This window comes from Acinetobacter sp. RF14B, from assembly GCF_006864105.1.
Lineage (GTDB): Bacteria > Pseudomonadota > Gammaproteobacteria > Pseudomonadales > Moraxellaceae > Acinetobacter > Acinetobacter lwoffii_C.
Genome location: NZ_SMTB01000165.1, coordinates 1 through 2618 on the forward strand (window position 1 = coordinate 1; position 2618 = coordinate 2618).

The 2618-nt window shown below is 46.4% G+C and carries 3 protein-coding genes; 1 reads left to right on the forward strand and 2 read right to left on the reverse strand.

Annotated features, from left to right (window positions below; all coding sequences use genetic code 11):
• The first annotated feature begins 215 nt into the window (after positions 1-215).
• The gene (locus E2K52_RS14095) at positions 216-1226 is read left to right on the forward strand and encodes a metallophosphoesterase (RefSeq protein WP_151205639.1); all 1011 of its coding nucleotides are present in this window, start codon (positions 216-218) and stop codon (positions 1224-1226) included.
• 32 nt (positions 1227-1258) lie between these two features.
• Here the strand turns inward: E2K52_RS14095 and E2K52_RS14100 are convergent, their stop codons facing one another.
• A complete protein-coding gene (locus tag E2K52_RS14100) occupies positions 1259-1666 on the reverse strand; it encodes a hypothetical protein (protein ID WP_151205640.1) in 408 nt (135 codons plus the stop codon).
• Positions 1667-1807: 141 nt separating this feature from the next.
• Positions 1808-2618: MFS transporter (locus E2K52_RS14105; RefSeq protein ID WP_151205641.1), on the reverse strand; the 811-nt coding region annotated here is incomplete at its 5' end.

Sequence of the window (2618 nt, forward strand, 5' to 3'; positions counted from 1 at the left end):
GCTGCATGCGGGCAAGCCGAGCACCAGTGTTGCACTGAGCAACATTCCGGTACTCAAGCGGCGACGGGCAGTAAAAGCAGTAGATGTGGCTTGAGTGCGGAAAGCAGAGGTCATAGAGATTAAAGTTTGGAAAATTTGAATTGAGTATAATGGCCAGCTATGAAAAGATAAATATAAAGCCAGTCATATACTGGTGAACTTGATAAGGCGATTGTATGTGGGATAGCAGTTCCGTATTTTTTTATTTTTATATAGGGATGGCGCTTCTCGCCTTCTGGGCAGTGTATCAGGCATGGTCCAGCCAGTCGCGTACGGAAACTATACATCCTTTTAAAGCATTTGCCCATCTGCTGGCTTTTTATCTGGCCTATCTGCTGATTCCTCTGGTGTTCTTTAGTATCTATGCTGGCTGGACGGGCTATTACTCGCCACATGAAGCGATTTTTATTTTCCTGATTACCAGCGTGCTGAGTTATGCGCGTTTTATCGAGCCGCATATCATTTGCGTGAAAACCATGCGCTATCAGATTAATTCAGACAAGCCGCTGAAACAGCCTGTGCGAATTGCTCTGATTGCCGACTTGCATATCGGTCTATTTTCAGGCCATGAGCGTCAGTTAAGACAGATTGTACACAAGCTGAATCACCTACAGCCAGATTTGGTGGTGGTAGCGGGAGACTGGACCTACGAACCTGAAAATAAGCTGGCAGAAGAACTGGCAATTTTAAAGGAAATTCATGCGCCGGTCTATTCGGTGAATGGCAATCATGATGAGCAGTATCCAGGTCCTCCGATTCAGGCGTTGTTGCGCTATGCACTGGAAGTCAATCAGGTCATGGATATTGAAGGAAAGATGGTTGAATTTGACGAGTTTCGTCTGATCGGAGTGGGTGATCTGTGGGCGGGCAAAACCGATATGCGTTCAATGCCAGACTTACCCCAAGACAAGCCATGGGTGATCCTGTCGCATAATCCGGATACAGTGGACATGATTCCGAAATTGCCCATCCGGCCCTTGATGTTGTCTGGACACACACATGGCGGGCAGGTGGAACTGCCCTGGCTGACCGATTATGTGATGAAGAAAGTCTCCATTCTGGGACATAAGAAAGGTCTGTACCGTCATGAACATGCCGATGTATTTGTGACGGTGGGAACAGGTATGGTCGGGGTGCCGTTTCGTTTTCGGGTGCCCCCAACGATTGATATTATTGAATTGATCTAGCTTGTTTAAATAGAGCTGGATTGGCGTGGTTTTTAAAAGATAATCCAGACCAGAATAATTAGCAGTACGATGGCTGCCGCCGTCATCCAGATTTTCTTTTTAATCTGCTGGGTAGGAGTCGTCTCCGGGACACGCTGTGCGGCCACTTCCTGCTCTTTGGAAATACTCAGCTGAGGATGCTTCGGTAATTCTAGTGGCGGAGTCAGCAGCTGCATATCTTCATCTTCAGTAAAGCGTGGGCCAATTGTGTCATTCGGATCACGTTGCAGGGCCAGATCATGCTCACGTACAATCTCATCAATCAGCTGTCGAGCCTGTATTTCATCTAAAGGGGTGTGGGACCGAATATAATGAATCGCTTCCAGCTTTTTATCATCTTCCAGCAGAATAATAATTTCGACCAGCTGCTGCTGAGAAATTTGTTCAATAAGCTCCTGCATCTGTCTGCCTCATATTGAGATTCTAGTCATTTGATTGTTCCTGAAGTAGGCCGAGAGAAACAGCCGTTTTTTGTTGTGAAATCATAAAAAAAGCCAGCATCTTTATGCTGGCTTTGATCAGGATTTAAGCTTGAGCAGCCATTAAATCTGATTGTTGACATCGTCGTTTTTGGTTTCACGAATCAGCAGGAAGGCCACCAAAGACAGGAGGGAGGCTGCAGTCAGGTAATAGCCTACTGCGGACAGACCATATTCAGTCGCCAGTTTGGTCGCAATGAGGGGAGCAAAAGAGGCACCGAAAATCCCGGCTAGGTTAAAGGTGAGCGCAGAACCGGTATAACGTACCGAGGTCGGGAAAATTTCTGACAGTACCGTACCAATTGGCCCATAGGTCAGCCCCATAATCGCCAGACCAATACACAGGAACAGGAAAACAATCAGCGTATTACCAGATTCCAACATATCGGCAAAGAAAATCCCGAAAATAGCAGAAGTTACACATACCCCAATTGAGGTGGTTTTACGGCCAAATTTCTCTGCCAATACTGCAGATAAAGGAATAAAAGCTGCAAAACACAGCGTCGCCACCAGCTGTAATTTCAGGAATTCTTCACGCGAATAACCCAATTGTTTGGTGCCCCATTGCAGTGCAAATACTGTGGTCAAATAGAACACCACAAAGGTACAGATCGCGGCAATTGTGCCGAGCACCAGCATTTTCGAATGATTCTTAAATACCTGAAAGAAAGGAATGTTGACTTCTTTTTGTTTATCCAGCACTTTCTGGAAGGCCGGAGTTTCATGCAGTTTTAAACGAATCCATAAACCGATAATGACCAGCAGGGCGCTAGAAATAAAGGGAATACGCCAGCCCCAGGTCATAAAGGCCTGTTCGCTCATAAATGCGCCCAGCGTCAGGAATGAGCCGGTTGCCAGAATGAAGCCAATCGGT

What these genes read in the sequence shown, in the direction of transcription:
- E2K52_RS14095 (WP_151205639.1), top strand. Translation starts at nt 216, where the DNA reads ATGTGGGATAGCAGTTCCGTATTTTTTTATTTTTATATAGGGATGGCG.
- E2K52_RS14100 (WP_151205640.1), bottom strand. Translation starts at nt 1,666, where the DNA reads ATGCAGGAGCTTATTGAACAAATTTCTCAGCAGCAGCTGGTCGAAATT.